The organism is Novosphingobium sp. GW835-FHT14H07 (genome assembly GCF_058793515.1).
In genome coordinates this window covers 129,429-145,723 of record NZ_JBXAFX010000005.1, presented here as the reverse complement: position 1 = coordinate 145,723, position 16,295 = coordinate 129,429, and the positions used below count along the sequence as shown (strand labels likewise).

Sequence of the window (16,295 nt, the reverse complement as noted above, 5' to 3'; positions counted from 1 at the left end):
CGCCCGACCTTCAGCACGCTGGCTGGGCCAGTTGGCCATACTTCTTTGATAGCTTGAGCCGGGAATGCCCCGTTTATCGGCTTACGCATCGGGGAATTGCGCGATAGAGCTTTGCTTATGATGCTTCCCCGGATTGCCAACCAGCGCGCCATCATTGACCGTCGGCAGCTTGCCGATGCCATCGCGGCGGCGTTCGCCGAGAAGGGCGAGAAATCGCGGCAGGCCGTGGTGGAGCTGCTGCGTACCGCGCTGGAAGACGGCCGCGCCGAGATCGCCCGCAGGCTGGAAGCCAAGCCTTCCTCGGGCACGGAAAGCGCGCAGGCGCAGGCCTTCCTTGTCGATCAGCTGGTCCGCATCATCTACGACCATGTCGTCGGGCGCATCTATCGCGCGAGCAATCGCTCGATGGGCGAGCGTATCGCGGTGATCGCGGTTGGCGGCTACGGGCGCGGAGAAATGGCGCCGCATTCGGACGTCGACATCGCGTTCGTCACGCCGATCAAGCCGACATCGTGGTGCGAGCAGGTGATAGAGGCGCTGCTCTATTTCCTGTGGGACCTAGGCCTCAAGGTCGGCCATTCCAGCCGCTCGCTCGACGAGGTCGTGCGCATGGCCAAGAGTGACCTGACCATCCGCACCGCGCTGCTCGAAGGGCGCTATGTCTGGGGTGATCGTGACCTTTTCGACAGCGCGTCGGCCCGTTTCTGGGCGGAAGTCGTCAATGGCACCGAAAAGCAGTTCGTCGCCGAGAAACTGCAGGAGCGGAACGACCGGCACAAGCGGCTGGGCGACAGCCGCTATGTCGTCGAACCCAACGTGAAGGAGGGCAAGGGCGGTCTGCGCGACCTGCACACGCTCTACTGGATCGGCAAGTACATCCACAAGGTGCGCGACGCCTCGGAGCTGGTCGACGTCGGCCTGCTCACGGCAGAGGAATATCGCGCCTTCCGCCGTGCCGAGAACTTCTTCTGGGCGGTGCGATGCCATCTGCACACCATCACCAGGCGTGCGGAAGACCGGCTGACCTTCGACCTGCAGCGCGAAGTCGCCACCCGCATGAATTTCGCCGATCGCCCCGGCAAGAGCGCGGTCGAGCGGTTCATGCAGTACTTCTTCCTGCAGGCGAAACAGGTCGGCTCGTTGACCGGGGTGTTCCTGGCAGAGCTTGACGGGCAGTTCGCCAAGGAAAAGCGCGGCTTCCTCGCCGCCTTGCGCAGCCGCCGTCGCAAGAAGGTGGGGCCGTTCGTGATCGAGGCGGGCAAGCTGGCCGCGCCATCCGACACGACCTTCCAGGAAGATCCGGTCAGGCTGCTGGAGCTGTTTTCCTGTGCTGCATCGGAACAGGTCGAGATCCATCCGGAAACCATGCGCATCGCCCGGCGGGATTCGGGCCTGATCGACGCCGCGCTGCGCAAGGATCCGCGCGCCAATGCGCTGTTCATGGAGACGCTGACCAGCCGCAACGATCCCGAAACAGTGCTGCGCTGGATGAACGAGGCGGGCGTGTTCGGCCGTTTTGTGCCCGACTTCGGCCGGGTCGTCGCGCAGATGCAGTTCGACATGTATCATCACTACACGGTCGACGAGCATACCATCCGCGCGATCGGCCTGCTGGCGCGCATCGAGAAGGGTGAGGTCAAGGACGATCACCCGCTGGCCAGCGAAGTGGTCAGCAAGGTCGCCTCGCGCCGCGTGCTCTATGTCGCAACGCTGCTGCACGACATCGCCAAGGGCCGTCAGGGTGACCATTCGGTGCTTGGCGCGGAAGTGGCGATGAAGCTGTGCCCACGCCTCGGCCTGTCGGCTGCCGAGACCGAAGCGGTGGCCTGGCTGGTGCGCTGGCACCTCTTGATGAGCGCAACGGCGTTCAAGCGCGATCTGGCCGATTACAAGACCATCGCCGATTTCGTGAACACGGTGCAGAGCCAGGAGCGCCTGCGCCTGCTGCTGATCCTGACCGTGGTCGACATTCGTGCGGTGGGGCCGGGCGTGTGGAATTCGTGGAAGCGGCAGCTGCTGGGCGACCTGTTCGTTTCGGCAGAGGAAATGCTGCGGCTGGGCCACAAGACCCATGGCCGTGCCGAACGCATCGCCGCCAAGAAGAAGGCAGTCGCCACGATCCTGCGCGAGCGCGATGCGCTGATCGGGACGGTCGGCAAGCAGCTTGGCGATGCATACTGGATTGCCGAGCCGGAAGACATCATCGCGCTCAACCTCCAGCAGATGGACACCGCGCTGGGTGAGCCGCTTTCGGTGGAGGCGCACTGGTATCCGGCACGCGGGGCCACGCTAGTCACGGTGCTGGCGGCGGACCACCCCGGCCTGTTCTACCGCATCGCCGGGGGCATCCACCTTGCCGGTGGCAACATCATCGATGCGCGCATCCACACCGCCCGGAACGGCACTGCGGTCGACAATTTCCTCGTGCAGGACCCCTTGGGCCGCCCGCTCAACGAAGCCAGCCAGATCGCGCGGCTGAAGAATGCGATTGCCGATGCGCTGGCCAACCGGGTGAAGCTGGTGCCACAACTGGCCGCACGTCCGCTGGCGCGGCCACGTGCGGATGCGTTTGACGTGCGCCCGATCGTGATCTTCGATAACAAGGCCTCGAACCGCTTCACCGTGATCGAGGTGGGCGCGCGGGATCGCCCGGCGCTGCTCAACCAGCTTGCCCGCGCGCTTTTCGAGGCGCGGCTGGTGGTCCATTCGGCACACATCGCCACCTATGGCGAACGCGCGGTCGACACGTTCTACGTTACCGACGTGCTGGGCGAGAAGATCGACAGCGAGAGCCGGATGAAGACCGTCGAGAAGCGACTGCTCGAAGCGGCCGAGGATCGCAAGGTCAAGGCGGCGGCGTGATTGCCTGAGGCGATGACCGCACTCGCAATCGCCAAGCCGCGTCCCTATGTCATCAGGGATGAGTGAAGCCGAATATCTTTCCGGACGTCTGCTGCTGGCCATGCCGGGCATGGGCGATGCGCGATTCGATCATGCCGTGGTGGCGATGTGCGTGCATGACGAGCACGGGGCGCTGGGGATCGGCATCGGCCATGTGCGCGACGGGATCACCTTGCACGGGCTGCTGGAAGACGTTGACATCGATCCCGGCGTCGCGCCCGATGTGCCCATTCTCAACGGCGGCCCGGTAGAGACGGCGCGCGGCTTCGTGCTGCATTCGAACGACTGGGGCGGCGAGGGCAGCGTCACGGTCAATTCGCTGTGCGACCTGTCGGCTTCGATGGATGTGCTGCGTGCGATTGCTGAAGGGCGCGGGCCGAGCCGCTATCTTGTGGCCTTGGGCTACGCCGGATGGGGTGCAGGGCAGCTCGAAGGCGAAATGCGGCGCCATGGCTGGTACGCGGCGCAAGGGCGCCCGGAGATCCTGTTCGAGACGCCGACCGGGCGGCGCTGGCAGCAGGCGTGGAAGCGCGAGGGCATCGATCCTTCGCACCTCGTGGCGCAGACCGGCAGCGCCTGAACTCCGGCCAAACAAAAGAGCCGCCCCATCGCTGGAGCGGCTCTTCCGATTCTTGCCTCTGACTGCGATCAGCGCACGCGCACGGGCACGTATTGCGCCGGCGCGCCACGGCGCTGGATGCGAAGGAGCACGGCTTCGCGGCCTTCGGTCTTGGCTTGGCGGACGATACGTTCGAGATCCGCAATCGAGGCGACGTTGACGTAGTTTGCCGAAAGCACGATGTCGCCGCGCTGCAGGCCCTTGGCTCCGGCATCGGATGACGCATCGACGGCTGTGATGACCACGCCCTTTGCGTCCTCTCCCGCGCCCAACTGGCGGGCGATCTGCGGCGTGAGCGGAATTGCCGCTACGCCAAGCGAGGACTGCAGGACGCTTCCGCTCTGCTGCTGCTGCTTGCCGCCGAAGCCGCCATCTTCCTGCGCGTCGGGGTCGAAGCTCTGCTGGGCGAGTTCTTCCTCGGTCGGGCGCTTGCCGACCACGGTCTGGATGGTCAGGCGCTGCCCATTGCGGAGCAGTTCGATCGGGATACGCTTGCCGGGGGTGGTGTTGGCGACAATGAACGACAGGGTTTGGTCAGGCGTAACGTCCTTCCCATCGACCTTCACCACCACGTCACCGGCCTGCATGCCAGCCTTGGCAGCAGCTTGGCCTGGCTCTACCGCCTGAATGAACTCGCCACGGTTCTTCGGCAGACCGAGCGAGGCTGCAAGGTCTTCCGACAGTGGCTGGATACGCACGCCGAGATAGCCTCGATCGATTGCCTGGCCTGCGCGCAGCTTGTCGACGATGGGCGCGGCGATCTCTGCCGGAATGGCAAAGCCGATGCCGACCGATCCGCCGGTGGGCGAGAAGATGGCGTTGTTGATGCCGATGACGTTGCCGGCCATGTCGAACATCGGGCCACCCGAGTTGCCCCGGTTGATCGAGGCATCGGTCTGCAGATAGCGGTCATAGGCCGAGCCCGAACCGGTGTTGCGATAGACCGCCGAGATAATGCCCTGCGTGACGGTGCCGCCGAGGCCGAAGGGATTGCCGATGGCGATCACCCAGTCACCCACGCGCGCCTTTCGCGAATCGCCGAACTTGACGAAGGGGAAGGGCGTCGGCCGGCTGATCTTGAGCACGGCGAGGTCCGATGCGGCATCCTTGCCGATCAGCTTGGCGGGGTATTCAGTACCGTCGGGAGTGGTCACGGTGATCGATTCGACTTCGCCCTGCCCATCTGCGGTGATGACGTGGTTGTTAGTCACCACGTAGCCATCGGCCGAAATGATGAAGCCCGAGCCCAGCGACTGGGCTTCTCGCGTCTGCGGGCCACCCTGACCGCCACCGAACAGGTCGCCAAAGGGCGTTCCGGCAAACGGGTTGTTGTTCTGCACCTTCACGCGCTGGCGAGTGGAGATGTTCACCACCGCCGGCTGGAGTTGCTGCGTGAGGTCGGCAAAGCTCGACGGCGCGCCAGCGCGGGGAACGACGCTGCGCATTTCCGACTGGTCGTTCTGCGCGACTTGCGCGCCTGCCGGGAAGCCTGTCACCAGGGTCAGTGCGCTGCCTGCGAGCAGCAGCGCCGAAGTCACACCATAAGCGTATCGCACGTGGCCTGGTCCTCTTTGTCTATCATGCGCCGGGGGCGGCGCGGCTGACTTGTGCCAAAGTCGATTCACCCCCCTTGCGATGAACGGACTTTGAATGACGATGTTCCGTACCGTTCAGCTTGGGGATTACTTGCCCTTAAACTGCTTGAGGTACTCGTTGTCGGGCGAAAGCACGATGGAGGTGCTTGATCCCTTCTGCGCGAAAGTTGCGTCGTAGCTCTGCATTGCACGGTAGAAATCGTAGAATGCCGGGTCCTTGTTGAAGGCATCGGCATAGGTCTTGGCAGCGGTTGCCTCGGCGGTGGCGCGTATGATCTGCGCCTGCTTCTGGCCTTGCGCGCGGATCGTGGCGGCTTCCTGCTGGCGCGCGGTGGCCATCCGGGTGAACGCGGATTCGAGCGGGGTGCCTTCTGGAAGGTCAGCCCGCTTGATGCGCACGTCGATCACCTGTGCGCCATACTCGCGCGCCTCGCGGTCGAGCCCCTCGCGGATCTGCTCCATCGCGCGGCCACGGTCGGCAGTGAGCAGCGAGCCGAACGTGCGCTTGCCCAGTTCCTGACGCAAGGCGGAGTTGAGGATCGGCTGGAGCTGTTCGGCGACGCGTTCGGTCGTCCCGGCGGTCTGTACCATGCGCACCGGATCGATGATGCGGAAGCGGGCAAACGCGTCCACTTCGAGGCGGCGCTGGTCGGCCGAGAGCACCTGCTGGCGCTCCATGTCGAGATCAAGGATCCGCTTGTCGACATTGACCACCTTTTCCATGAACGGAATCCGCAGGACGATACCCGCGCCGGTCTGGCCGAAATCGGTCTTGGGTTCGAACCTGTTGACCACGCGGTTGGGCTGGCCGAGGCGGATGATCACCGCCTGCGTTTTCTCATCGACCACGGTAAGGCAGCTGGCGGCCGCCAGCAGGGCAACGCCTGCGGCGATGACGACGGCCTTGCGTTCGGCCCAAAAGGTCTGGATCGCGCTCATCTTACTGACCCCCTTCCTGCGGCTTCTGGCTGCGCTTCATTTCGGGCAGAGGCAGGTAGGCCTGGGTATTGGGCGTCTCGACGATCACCTTGTCGGTCTGGCTCAGCACACGCTCCATTGTTTCGTAGTACATGCGGCGACGGGTGACTTCGGGGGCGAGTTTGTACTGCTCGTAGACCTTGTCGAACGCGGTCGCTTCACCGCCAGCGCGGGCGGTGAGCTGTTGCGCCCAGGCTTGCGCCCGGTTGATCTCGCTCTGCGCGTCCTGCTGGGCGGCGAGCACTTCTTTGAAGGCATCGACGACCTTGGCCGGCGGATCGGTCTTCTTGATGTCGACGCCCTGGATGACGACCCCCGAGCGATAGGCATCGAGCACGCGCTGCATGCGCTCGCGCACGTTGAGTTCGATCTGCGCGCGGCCCGAGCCCATCACGTCGTTGAGGTTAACCTCGGCGATGGACTGGCGCATCGCGGCCTCGGCCACTTCGCGCACGGTCTGGTCAGGGTCGGCCAGCTGGAACATGTAGAGCTTCAGGTCCTTGATGTTCCAGCGGACGAGATAGGTGAGGTCAACCAGGTTCTGGTCGGCGGTGAGCATCAGCTTCTCGCCATCGCCCTCGGGGATCGATTCGCGGCGGATCGAGGTCACGTCCTCGACCTTGACCGACTGGATCGGCCAGGGAAGCGTGACCGCAGTCCCGGAATCCAGCGTGCGCGAATAGGAACCGAAAGTGGTGACCACGCCCTTTTCCTGCGGGGCGATCAGGTGGACCATCGAGGTGCCGAGGAATGCCAGCACGATGAGGCCGACCACGACCGGAGCCCACGACTTGCCATCGGGGCGCTGCGGCAGGCGCGGGATGTTGGGGCCACGGCCGCCGCCACCGTTGCCGCCACCCTTGCGGTTGCGGAAGATGTCTTCGATGTTCGGGCCACGCCGTCCGCTGTCCTTCGGACCATCGCCGGATTGCGGCGGGAGCCAGGGATTGCGCGGGCCTTCGGCACCCGGCGCCGCCGGCGGTGGTGTGGTGTCAGGAGCGTCACCGGAGGACCCGGCGCTCGATGTGGGCGCGTCGTTGCCGCCGCCCGAACCCCAGGGGCTTTTCTTGCCTGTCATGAAAAGGCCCGTCTCCCGGCCAAAGCGCGCGATCATTCCGCCCAAGTCTGTCATGACTTAGGTTATAGGAACCCTGCTCGTGAAAAACAGTGTCCATTCCCGAAAATTCATCTGCTAGGGCCGAACGAACAGCTCCGGGATGGAGCGGAACACGGGAAATGGCGTGAGCATCGACGAACAGGCACTGCGCAATGCGCTCGGGGAAGTGGCAGGGGACCGCCTGCAGACGGTGAAAGTGGCGGACGATACTGCAACTGTCATGCTTGAAGTCGGCGGGCTGGAGCGGCTCGATCGCGACAAGCTGGAAATGGCGGTGCGCGACGCGGCGCGCAAAGCGGGCGTTGGCGATTTGCGCCTTGGCATGACGGCAGAGCGCAAGTCGCGCGTGATCATCGCGGTGGGATCGGGCAAGGGGGGCGTGGGCAAGTCGACGCTGTCGGCCAATCTGGCGGTCGCCTTGCACCGGCTCGGGCGCAAGGTCGGTCTGGTCGATGCCGATATCTATGGCCCATCGCAGCCGCGCCTGCTGCTGACCGAGGGACGCAAGCCGGAGGCCGAGGACAACAAGATCCATCCGATCCCCTCGCCCTATGGCGTGCCGATGCTGTCGATGGGACATCTGGTGCAGCCGGGGCAAGCAATCGCTTGGCGCGGGCCGATGGCGGGCAATGCGCTGGGCCAGCTGATCGACGCGCACTGGGGCGAGGTGGAGATCATCGTCGTCGACCTGCCGCCGGGCACTGGTGACGTGCAACTGACCATGCTTTCGAAGCATAAGCCGGCCGGTGCGGTGATCGTCTCTACCCCGCAGGACCTGGCGCTGATGGATGCGACCCGCGCGATCGGCCTGTTCGAGCAGGGCAAGGTCCCGATCATCGGCATGGTCGAGAACATGGCCGGCTACATTTGCCCCCATTGCGGCGAAGAGAGCGATCCGTTCGGCGTGGGCGGAGCAGAAGCGGCAGCAAAGACGATGGGCCTGCCGTTTCTCGGTCGCGTCCCGCTCGATATGGCGATCCGGCGCGAGAGCGATGCAGGCAATCCCCCTGCCGCAGGTGACAGCCCGCAGGCCGAGGCATTCCTGTCGATCGCGCGCTCGGTCCTCGCCTGGCTCGACGGGAAGCGCTGAACTTCATGCGCCTGACGCGGCGAGGGATGCTGGTGGGAGCAGGAGTGGGCGGCGCCCTGCTCATCGCCTTCCCGCTGATCCCGCGCCGCCATCCCGTGCCGCTACAGGCGGGCAAGGGCGAGCATGTCGTCGATGCTTTCCTGAAGGTCGGCAGGGTCAAGGGTGGAAAGGACTGCGTGCTCACCGTCGCCGTTCCGTTCTGCGAGATGGGGCAGGGCATCACCACGCTGGTCGCGCAGATCGTGGCGGACGAGGCCGGAGCCGACTGGCGCAAGGTGGCGGTGGAAGCCGCGCCGATCGACCCCGCCTATGCCGATCCGGTCCTTTCGGCAAAGTGGGCACCGTTGTGGATGCCCGCCTTTGCCTCGCTGGGACAGGACGCAGACGGGATGCTGGCGCGGCTCCATGCCGAGCGCGGGCCGTTGATGATCACGGCCGACGGTACGGCGCTGGCGGCTTTCGAAACGCCCTTGCGCGAGGCTGGTGCGGCGCTGCGGGCGATGATGGCACAGGCGGCGGCAGACAAGTGGGGCGTCGGCTGGGAGGAGTGCGAGACGAAAGGCAGCTTCGTTTCGCATCAGAACACGCGCCTGTCGTTTGCCGAACTGCTTGATGCAGCAGTGGACTACGATCCCCCGGACGTGCCCGTTCTGCGCGCCGAGCCGCCGCGCGAGAAGCCAGGGCAGTTTCCTGAAGGATCGCCGCCCAGCCATCCCCGGCTCGACCTGCCTGCCAAGGTCGATGGGAGCTTCACCTTCGCCGGGGACGTTCGCCTGCCCGGGATGGTCTACGCGGCGATTGCGCATGGGCCGCAAGGGGCAAGCGTGCTGTCGAGCTATGACAAGCAGGCTGCAGTGGCGGTTCGGGGCCTTGTCGGCGTGGTCCATGCCAAGCGCTGGCTGGCCGCCGTGGCGACCGACTGGTTTAGTGCCGACAAGGCGGTGCGGGCGATGGAGCCGCGCTTCAAGGCCGACGGCCCGATTGCCGATGCCGAGAAAGTGCTGGTTGCGCTCGACAAGGCGCTGACCAAGGGGGAGCCGCAGCGGCTTCTGGCCGAGGGCGATCCCGACGCGCTGCTCGCCAGACCATCGCTTACGGCGCGCTATGATGTCGAACCGGCGTTCCATGCGCCGCTGGAGACCGCCAGCGCCACGGCGCGGATGCGGCATGGGTTGCTTGAGCTGTGGATCGCGACGCAGGCCCCGGAATGGGCAAGACGTGCGGCGGCCCGGGCGGCAGGTCTCTCGCGCCGGGACGTGATCGTCTATCCGATGCACGCCGGCGGCAGTTTCGATGCACGGCTCGACGTGCGCATTGCCGCAGAAGTGGCGGCGATCTGCAAGGTCATCGGCAAACCGGTGCAGCTGACGTACTCGCGCTGGCAGGAATCGTTGGCGGGCATCCCGCGCACGCCGGTTTCGGCGCAGCTCGACGGGGCGTTGAGTCCGGACAAGACGCAGGTGCTCGGCTGGCGGGCGCGGCTTGCGGTGCCGGCAACAGCAGTTGAATCCGGCGCGCGTCTGCTTGATGGCTGGGGGGTGAGCCAAGCGCTCGAGCTGCAGGATCGGGTTGATCCGATGGCGTGCGAAGGCGCGATGCCACTCTATCGCATTCCGGAAAAGGCGGTGGAGCAGGTGCCGCTGGCGCTGCGCCAGCCAACGGCGCGCTTCCGCGGGCAGGCGCACGGCTATACCGCGTTCTTCACCGAAAGCTTCGTTGACGAGCTGGCGCATGCGGCGGGCAAGGAACCGCTGTCGTTCCGCGTCGGCATGCTCGAGGGTGAGCCGCGGCTGGTGGCCTGCCTGCAAGGTGCCGGACGCCTGGCGCAATGGGGCGGAGGCATCGAGGCCTCGGGGCAGGGGATTGCCTGCCACCAGATGGAACTGGCCACGGGCGGTGGGGCCGTGCGCAAGGGACTGATCGCGGTCGTCGCCACCGCGCGCAGCGAAGCCGGCGTCGTGCGGGTGGACCGCTTGAGTGCGTATGTCGACATCGGGCGCATCGTCAACGTGAGCCTTGCCCGGCAACAGATTGAAGGCGGGTTGATGTTCGGCCTTGCCCACGCGGTCGGCGGGGCGAGCGGCTATGCCAGGGGGCGGCCCTTGGCGGGCAGACTCTCGCAATTGGGGCTACCCCTGCTTGCCGATTGCCCCAAGGTTGATATTGCCTTTGCCGACAGCAACGAAGACCCGTTCGACCCCGGCGAGCTGGGCATGGTCGCGGTGGCTCCTGCCATTGCCAATGCCCTGTTCTCCGCCACGGGCGTGCGCTTCCGCCGCCTGCCCCTGATTTCCGAAGGCCTTTGAGCCTCTTCCCAAGGATTGCAATGGAACGTCCTGCCGATCACCCCAATGTGCTTACCGGCAAGGTCGGCGTGCTTGTCGTCAACCTCGGCACGCCCGACGCGCCCGATGTCGATTCGGTCAAGCGCTACCTCAAGGAGTTCCTGTCCGATCCGCGCGTGGTGGAGATCCCCAGGCTGATCTGGCAGCCGATCCTGCGCGGCATCATCCTCAACACGCGGCCGAAGAAGTCGGCACATGCCTATTCGCAGGTGTGGAGCGAGGACGGCTCGCCGCTGGCTGCGATCACCAAGGCGCAGGCCGGTGCGCTGCAGGAACGTCTGGGCGATGCGGCGATCGTGCGCCATGCGATGCGCTATCAGTCGCCGTCGATGGCCAAGGAGCTCGACGCGCTGGTGGCAGCGGGGTGCGAGCGCATTCTGGTGGCCCCGCTCTATCCGCACTATTCGGGCGCGACGACCGCATCGGCGCTGGACGCCCTGGCCGACTGGATCAAGCTGCGTCGTCGTCTGCCCGCGCTGCGCACGCTACCGCCCTATCACGATGATCCAGCCTTTATCGGTGCGCTTCATGCCGACATGACGCGGCAGATGGCCGCGCTGGACTTTGCGCCGGAACTGTTGCTGCTGAGCTATCACGGCATGCCCGAGCGCACGCTCTACCTTGGCGATCCATACCACTGCCACTGCCAGAAGACTTCGCGCCTGCTGTCGGAGCGGTTCGCGCAGAGCCATCCTGGTTTGCGGCTGGTCACGACGTTCCAATCACGCTTCGGGCGGGCCAAGTGGCTCGAGCCTGCAACCGATGCCGTGCTGGCGGTTGAGGCCGAGAAGGGAACGAAGCGCGTGGTCATCGCCGCGCCGGGCTTTTCGGCGGACTGTCTGGAGACGCTGGAAGAGCTGGCGATTCGCGGCAAGGAAGACTTCGAGGCGGCGGGCGGTACGCACTTCGCCGCGCTCGAGTGCCTCAACGCCGGGCAGGCCGGCATGGACCTGCTGGAGACGATGGCACGGCGCGAGCTGGCGGGCTGGATCGAATAAGGCTCTTGGCCGCTGCTGACAGGCGTGTTAATTGACCGGTTAAACCAGAACGCCGGGAGACACCATGGCCAGCATCGCACCCGAGGCTGCTGCTAACCTGCATACAGAACGCGCCAATCCGCACTGGGTACGGCTGGGCGGCGATCACAAGCTTGACCATATTCCTGGCGACGACGGCTGGCCCGTGCTCGGCACCACGCTGAAGCAACTGGCCGATCCGCTGGGCTTCCAGAAGCGCATGGTCGAAGCTTACGGCCCGGTTTTCCGCACGCGCAGCTTCGGTCGGCGCGGGGTCAACCTGATCGGGGCCGATGCCAACGAACTGGTGCTGTTCGATCGCGACAAGCTGTTCTCGAACGAGCAGGGCTGGGGGCCGGTGCTGAACCTGCTGTTCCCGCGCGGGCTGATGCTGATGGATTTCGAGGCACACCGGGTTGACCGGCGGGCCTTGTCGATCGCGTTCAAGCCCGAGCCGATGCGGGCCTATTGCGGGGTACTGAATACCGGGATTGCCTCGGCGATGGAGCAGTGGGCCAAGAGCACTGGGAATGGCTCGATGCGCTTTTACGACGCGATCAAGGCGCTCACGCTGGACACGGCGGCATCGAGCTTCCTCGGCCTGCCGCTGGGGCCTGAGGCAGACCGGCTGAACAAGGCCTTCGTCGACATGGTGCAGGCCTCGGTCGGCGTGGTGCGCAAGCCGCTGCCCTTCACCAAGATGGGCAAGGGCGTGGCCGGGCGACGGCTGATGGTCGACTACTTCGGGCGGCTGGTGCGCGAGCGTCGGGCCAATCCGGGGCAGGACATGTTCAGCCAGTTCGCGCTCGCGACCCGAGACGACGGCTCGTTGCTGCCGGAGGACGTGGTGGTCGATCACATGATCTTCCTGATGATGGCGGCGCACGACACGATCACCTCTTCAGCAACGGTGCTGTTCTGGCAGCTGGCCAGGAACCCCGGGTGGCAGGACCGCCTGCGGGCCGAGGCGCGCGCGGTGACGGGAGGGGATGGCCTGCCCTTGGCCTACGAGGACCTTGGGCGGATGGAACTGACCGAGATGGCCTTCAAGGAAGCGCTGCGCTTCATGCCGCCGGTGCCGAACATGCCGCGCCGGGCGCTGCGGGACTTCCGCTTCGGCGGCTATGACATTCCGGCCGGGACCCCGATCGGGATCAGTCCGGCAGCGGTTCATGCCGATCCGGCTCACTGGGAATCGCCCGAGATCTTCGATCCCATGCGCTTTACCGCGGACAAGGTGGCGGCGCGGCACAAGTATGCCTGGGTGCCGTTCGGCGGCGGCGCGCACATGTGCCTGGGGCTGCATTTTGCCTATATGCAGGTCAAGCTTCTGGCCAATCACATCCTCACGCGATTCGAGGTGCGGATGGCCGCCGGTGCCGAGCCGCTGTGGCAGGCCTGGCCGATCCCGAAGCCGCGTGACGGCCTGAGGGTGGAGATGCGCCGAATCTGTTGACGATTCGGGTGTCCACAGTTATGGGGCGCGCTTTCCGGCGGGACATCCCGCCACTGGATGAGATTCACGCGGTCGCTCCTGGCGCCCGCCAAGGCACGAGAAACAGGAAGACCATGGCCAACACGCCGCAAGCCCGCAAGCGTATCCGTCGCAATGAACGTCGCGCCGAAATCAACGGCAACCGCCTTTCGCGCATCCGCACCTTCGTGAAGAAGGTCGAGACTGCACTGGCTGGCGGCGACAAGACGGCTGCTGCTGCGGCGCTGAAGGAAGCCCAGCCCGAGCTGGCGCGTGGCGTTGCCCGTGGCGTGCTCCACAAGAACACCGTCGCGCGCAAGATGTCGCGCCTGTCGAAGCGCGTCGCCGCGCTCTGACTTTGGCAGGATGATTCGCTGCTCGAAGCGGCGGACATTCTTCCAGAGCGGCACAAATAAAGAACATGGTCGGCGATGATTTCGCCGGCCATTTTCATTTGTGTGCCTACTGATCCGCAGTCTTCCGCATTGTTACATTGTGCAGTCGCAACAAGTCACGGAATCTACGCGATTCGCATGACCGTGCATGACTGCATAAGTAAAAAGCCTTAGTTTTCAGCTATTTGATGCATCTCTGCGGGTTAGGGCGAGTCAAGGGCATTTATTTCAGTTTTTTTGCTCCCTGCCCGCTTGCGCGAAGGGGGCGAACCCCAATAGACAATGCGGACCGGGGGCGGGAATCACTGCCACTTGGTGTCACTTGAAATTTCATCGAACAGGGTCTGCTGCGCCTTGTGCGGCAGAGCAGGGGCATTTTGTGTCTGCGTGCCGGGGAAGCGCGCGGGCCAATTCAGTCGAGGCAGCGAAGCGTGAAAGTAGACGATTTCGCAGGGGGAAGCGCGGTCAGCGCCATGGCGACCACTGCCAAGGGCGAAGGCGAGCGTAGCATGACGGGCAAGAAGGGACGTGACAGCACAATGATCGAGGACCAGGAAGCGCTGGATCTGGCAGCAGACTGGGCCGACATCAGCCAGGGTCTGAAGAAGGACCTTGGGCCGCAACTCCACGCGCAGTGGATCAAGCCGATCCAGCTCGGTTCGTTCTGCAAGGAAACCGGGACGCTCGACCTGTTCCTGCCGACCGAATTCTCGGCGAACTGGGTGGCCGATCGGTTCGCCGATCGCCTCAGCCTTGCCTGGAAGATCGCACGCTCTGAAGTGCGCCAGGTGCGCATCACCGTCCACCCGCGCCGCCGCTCGATGCCGGAGCTGCGTGTCGGTGGCGAAGCGCCGATCGCGCCGCGCGCTCCGGTTCACGCTGCTCCGGCGATGCTCGATTCGGCGCTGTCCGGTCTCGACCCTTCGCTGACTTTCGCCGAGTTCGTCTCCGGCTCCGCCAACGTGCTGGCGGTCAACGCGGCGCAGCGCATGGCCGCGGTCGAGACCCCGCAGTTCTCGCCGCTCTACCTCAAGGGCTCGACCGGACAGGGCAAGACCCACCTGCTCCACGCCATCGGCCACGCCTTTGCCGCCAACAAGCCGGGCGCGCGCATCTTCTACTGCTCGGCAGAGCGGTTCATGATCGAATTCGTCCAGGCCATGCGCTCGAACGAGATGATCGAGTTCAAGGCCCGTCTGCGCGGCTTCGACATGCTGCTGGTGGACGACATCCAGTTCATCATCGGGAAAGCCAGCACGCAGGAGGAATTCCTCCACACGATCGATGCGCTGATGAGCGCAGGCAAGCGCCTCGTCGTCGCCGCTGACCGTGCGCCCCAAGCGCTGGACGGCGTCGAGCAGCGCCTGCTCTCGCGCCTGTCCATGGGTCTGGTGGCGGACATCCAGCCGGCCGACATCGAACTGCGCCGCAAGATTCTCGAGCATCGCCTGGGCCGCTTCGGCAACACGCAAGTGCCGGCGGACGTGATCGAGTTCCTCGCTCGCACCATCAACCGCAACGTGCGCGAGCTTGTCGGCGGTCTCAACAAGCTGATCGCCTATGCCCAGCTGACCGGGCAGCCGGTTTCGCTGCAGCTTGCTGAAGAGCAGCTGACCGACATCCTCTCGGCCAACCGCCGTCGCATTACCATCGACGAGATCCAGCGCACGGTCTGCCAGTTCTACCGCGTCGACCGCACGGAAATGGCCTCGAAGCGTCGTGCCCGTGCCGTGGTGCGTCCGCGCCAGGTTGCGATGTACCTCGCCAAGGTGCTGACGCCCCGCTCCTACCCGGAAATCGGCCGCAAGTTCGGCGGACGCGATCACTCGACCGTGATCCACGCCGTGCGCCTGATCGAGGAACTGCGCACCCGCGACGCCGACATGGACGGTGACGTGCGCACGCTGCTGCGGCAGCTGGAGGACTAAGAGAAAGGGAAATGCGAGGGTGATGACCCTCGCATTTCCCCTTCTTCTTCCCTAATTGCGTCGCATGACGCCAGACCGCTTAGACCGCTTCGCCCGCCATATCGTCCTGCCCGAAGTGGGTGCGATGGGGCAGGCGAAACTGGCGCAGAGCCATGCCGTGCTGATCGGCATGGGCGGCATTGGCTCGCCTGCGCTGCAGTACCTCGCGGGAGCAGGAGTTGGCCGCTTGACGCTGGTGGATGACGACGTGGTCGAGGCGAGCAACCTGCAGCGGCAGACCATCTATACCGAAGCCGACATCGGCAAGGCCAAGGCCGAGGCGGCAGCAGCGTGGGTCAAGGCCTTCGATCCAGCGCTGGAGGTTTCGGTGCATGTCCTGCGCATCAATCGCGACAACGCTGAAAGCCTGATCACCGGGGCGGATGTGGTGCTCGACGGCTGCGACAACTTCGCCACGCGGCTTGCCGTTTCGGACGCCTGCGTCAAGGCGGGTGTGCCGCTGACCAGTGCTGCGCTCGGGCGGTTCCAGGGGCAGGTGGCGAACTTTGCCGGTCATCGAGAGGACCATGCCTGCTACCGCTGTTTCGTTGGCGATGCCTTCGATGCCGAGGATTGCGATAGCTGCGCCGATCTTGGCGTGCTGGGCGCGATGGTCGGCATGGTCGGTGCGTTTGGCGCGATGGCGGCGATGCGGGTGCTGCTCGAGGGCGTATCGGCGCTCGGCGATCCCCAGTGGGGGCAATTGCACGTCATGGACGGCCTGAAGCCCTCGCTGCGCACGATGCGCATTGCGCGGGACCCCGAGTGCAAAGGCTGCGGCGTGCCTGCCTGAACGCC

12 protein-coding genes are annotated in these 16,295 nt (G+C 65.3%); 9 read left to right on the top strand and 3 right to left on the bottom strand.

The features are described 5' to 3' along the window. Nucleotides 1-117 precede the first annotated feature (117 nt). Nucleotides 118-2,862, top strand: a complete 2,745-nt coding sequence (locus tag AC1Q5P_RS06950; protein WP_492518548.1) for a [protein-PII] uridylyltransferase — start codon at nucleotides 118-120, stop codon at nucleotides 2,860-2,862. A gap of 58 nt (nucleotides 2,863-2,920) precedes the next feature. Then, nucleotides 2,921-3,481, top strand: coding sequence for a YqgE/AlgH family protein (locus tag AC1Q5P_RS06945; RefSeq protein WP_492518547.1), 561 nt, complete (start codon nucleotides 2,921-2,923; stop codon nucleotides 3,479-3,481). Nucleotides 3,482-3,549: 68 nt separating this feature from the next. Here the strand turns inward: AC1Q5P_RS06945 and AC1Q5P_RS06940 are convergent, their stop codons facing one another. From AC1Q5P_RS06940 to hflK, 3 genes are all read right to left on the bottom strand, one after another. Beyond that, entirely contained in the window at nucleotides 3,550-5,076 is a 1,527-nt protein-coding gene (locus AC1Q5P_RS06940) for a Do family serine endopeptidase (RefSeq protein ID WP_492518546.1), read from the bottom strand. Nucleotides 5,077-5,202: 126 nt separating this feature from the next. Further along, nucleotides 5,203-6,054 (bottom strand): protease modulator HflC, encoded by an 852-nt coding sequence (hflC, locus tag AC1Q5P_RS06935; RefSeq protein WP_039333500.1) that lies wholly within the window; start codon nucleotides 6,052-6,054, stop codon nucleotides 5,203-5,205. Between the two features lies 1 nt (nucleotide 6,055). Beyond that, a complete protein-coding gene (gene hflK / locus AC1Q5P_RS06930) occupies nucleotides 6,056-7,171 on the bottom strand; it encodes a protease modulator HflK (protein WP_039333728.1) in 1,116 nt (371 codons plus the stop codon). A gap of 361 nt (nucleotides 7,172-7,532) precedes the next feature. On the opposite strand from hflK, the gene AC1Q5P_RS06925 reads away from it, so the two are divergent. From AC1Q5P_RS06925 to AC1Q5P_RS06895, 7 genes are all read left to right on the top strand, one after another. Then, entirely contained in the window at nucleotides 7,533-8,300 is a 768-nt protein-coding gene (locus AC1Q5P_RS06925) for an Mrp/NBP35 family ATP-binding protein (RefSeq protein ID WP_236727106.1), read from the top strand. 5 nt (nucleotides 8,301-8,305) lie between these two features. Next, nucleotides 8,306-10,606, top strand: a complete 2,301-nt coding sequence (locus AC1Q5P_RS06920) for a xanthine dehydrogenase family protein molybdopterin-binding subunit (protein WP_492518545.1) — start codon at nucleotides 8,306-8,308, stop codon at nucleotides 10,604-10,606. Nucleotides 10,607-10,626: 20 nt separating this feature from the next. Continuing rightward, complete coding sequence (gene hemH, locus AC1Q5P_RS06915) at nucleotides 10,627-11,643, top strand: ferrochelatase (protein WP_492477038.1); 1,017 nt, start codon at nucleotides 10,627-10,629, stop codon at nucleotides 11,641-11,643. 64 nt (nucleotides 11,644-11,707) lie between these two features. Then, nucleotides 11,708-13,117 carry a cytochrome P450 gene (locus AC1Q5P_RS06910; protein WP_039333507.1) on the top strand — a complete coding sequence of 470 codons (1,410 nt, stop codon included), beginning with the start codon at nucleotides 11,708-11,710 and terminating at the stop codon, nucleotides 13,115-13,117. A gap of 113 nt (nucleotides 13,118-13,230) precedes the next feature. Beyond that, nucleotides 13,231-13,491, top strand: a complete 261-nt coding sequence (gene rpsT, locus AC1Q5P_RS06905; RefSeq protein WP_039333732.1) for a 30S ribosomal protein S20 — start codon at nucleotides 13,231-13,233, stop codon at nucleotides 13,489-13,491. Between the two features lie 548 nt (nucleotides 13,492-14,039). Beyond that, the gene (gene dnaA, locus AC1Q5P_RS06900) at nucleotides 14,040-15,458 is read left to right on the top strand and encodes a chromosomal replication initiator protein DnaA (protein ID WP_369821032.1); all 1,419 of its coding nucleotides are present in this window, start codon (nucleotides 14,040-14,042) and stop codon (nucleotides 15,456-15,458) included. Nucleotides 15,459-15,522: 64 nt separating this feature from the next. After that, nucleotides 15,523-16,290, top strand: coding sequence for a HesA/MoeB/ThiF family protein (locus tag AC1Q5P_RS06895; RefSeq protein ID WP_039333510.1), 768 nt, complete (start codon nucleotides 15,523-15,525; stop codon nucleotides 16,288-16,290). The last annotated feature ends 5 nt before the right edge of the window (nucleotides 16,291-16,295 follow it).

Excerpts from the sequence above, each read along its gene's own strand:
- AC1Q5P_RS06950 (WP_492518548.1), top strand. The coding sequence starts at position 118 with ATGATGCTTCCCCGGATTGCCAACCAGCGCGCCATCATTGACCGTCGG.
- AC1Q5P_RS06945 (WP_492518547.1), top strand. The coding sequence starts at position 2,921 with ATGAGTGAAGCCGAATATCTTTCCGGACGTCTGCTGCTGGCCATGCCG.
- hflC (WP_039333500.1), bottom strand. The coding sequence starts at position 6,054 with ATGAGCGCGATCCAGACCTTTTGGGCCGAACGCAAGGCCGTCGTCATC.
- hflK (WP_039333728.1), bottom strand. The coding sequence starts at position 7,171 with ATGACAGGCAAGAAAAGCCCCTGGGGTTCGGGCGGCGGCAACGACGCG.
- AC1Q5P_RS06925 (WP_236727106.1), top strand. The coding sequence starts at position 7,533 with ATGACGGCAGAGCGCAAGTCGCGCGTGATCATCGCGGTGGGATCGGGC.
- AC1Q5P_RS06920 (WP_492518545.1), top strand. The coding sequence starts at position 8,306 with ATGCGCCTGACGCGGCGAGGGATGCTGGTGGGAGCAGGAGTGGGCGGC.
- hemH (WP_492477038.1), top strand. The coding sequence starts at position 10,627 with ATGGAACGTCCTGCCGATCACCCCAATGTGCTTACCGGCAAGGTCGGC.
- AC1Q5P_RS06910 (WP_039333507.1), top strand. The coding sequence starts at position 11,708 with ATGGCCAGCATCGCACCCGAGGCTGCTGCTAACCTGCATACAGAACGC.
- rpsT (WP_039333732.1), top strand. The coding sequence starts at position 13,231 with ATGGCCAACACGCCGCAAGCCCGCAAGCGTATCCGTCGCAATGAACGT.
- dnaA (WP_369821032.1), top strand. The coding sequence starts at position 14,040 with ATGACGGGCAAGAAGGGACGTGACAGCACAATGATCGAGGACCAGGAA.
- AC1Q5P_RS06895 (WP_039333510.1), top strand. The coding sequence starts at position 15,523 with ATGACGCCAGACCGCTTAGACCGCTTCGCCCGCCATATCGTCCTGCCC.